General features: G+C 73.8%; 1 protein-coding gene and 1 pseudogene. Both read left to right on the forward strand.

Translation table 11 applies throughout. From position 1 onward, the window contains the following. A pseudogene (locus FHN55_RS22125) lies at positions 1 to 523 on the forward strand (hypothetical protein); the annotation flags it as partial. 142 nt (positions 524 to 665) lie between these two features. After that, the coding region (locus FHN55_RS22130) for a hypothetical protein (RefSeq protein ID WP_218974939.1) at positions 666 to 1,045 on the forward strand (380 nt) is incomplete at its 3' end.

Below are 1,045 nucleotides of genomic sequence, written 5' to 3' on the forward strand. Positions count from 1 at the left end.
AGCAGTGGACCGCGCCCCAGGTGTGACCCGCGCCCTCGGCGGGACGCGGGGAGCGCGCGCACCGAGGCTCCTCGCCGCTGCCGGGGGAGTGCTGTCCTGCTGCCTGCTCACCGCGGGCTGTGCTCTGCAGGGCCTGGCTGACCCTGAGGTGGTGGACGCCGAGCCCGGGGAGGGTGACGGGTTCCCCGTCGTCGTCCACGTGGTGGTGGAGGCGTCGTGCCCGCGCGTCGAGGCCGACTCCCACGACACCGCGCCGCTGCTCGTGGGCGGAGACCGGGCCCGGGCCAGGTCGGGCTGCACGCAGGACGGGCTCGAGAGCGTCTTCACCTTCGACGCACGGATGCCGGCGTCGTCGACCGTGGTCCTGTCACCCGGTGAGATGCGCGGCGTGGCCGTCGACGCCGCCAGGGCGTCGGCCGCGGGTGAGGTGACGCTGCGGTACGCCCCCGACGGCGGGGTCTTCCGCCCGGTCACGACCTCCTACGGGGACGGCGAGGACGTGCCCGTGAGGAGGTCTCGGTGACCGGGGGAGGTCCTCGGCCGGCCGCGTCTCCCGGGCCTCGCGAGAGGGTGCTGTCTCACGGTGTGTGATCTCGCGATCACGGTACTGACCTGCGGTGATGAGGCCCGCCGGACTGTCGGTGGTGACCTCTAGCGTTCACGACATGACCTCGAGCGCGCCCCCGGAGTGGGCGGTCGGTGATGGCGCCGACCTGCCCGGTCCGTCCGGCCTGCGCGTGTGGTGCGGGGCCGACACGCTCGACCTCGGCGATGACTTCTGGGACGCGGTCAGCCTCGACGTCCTCCTCGACGGCGCCATCGGTGATGACCTCCAGGACGTCTCGGACGCTGCGCGGGACGAGGGCGACGAGGCTCACCTGGTGCCCTTCAGCAGCCCCTGGTGGAGCCACCAGCTCCTGCTCGACCCGTTGACCGGGTCGATCGCTGAGCGGCAGCGCATCCGCCCGGCGATCGCGGCTGCGGTGGCTGGGGACCCCGGCCCGGCTCAGGTCGCTGCGCTGGACGCCCTGCACGCTGCCCTCGG

Source organism: Streptomyces sp. NP160, assembly GCF_006335115.1.
Lineage (GTDB): Bacteria > Actinomycetota > Actinomycetes > Actinomycetales > Quadrisphaeraceae > Quadrisphaera.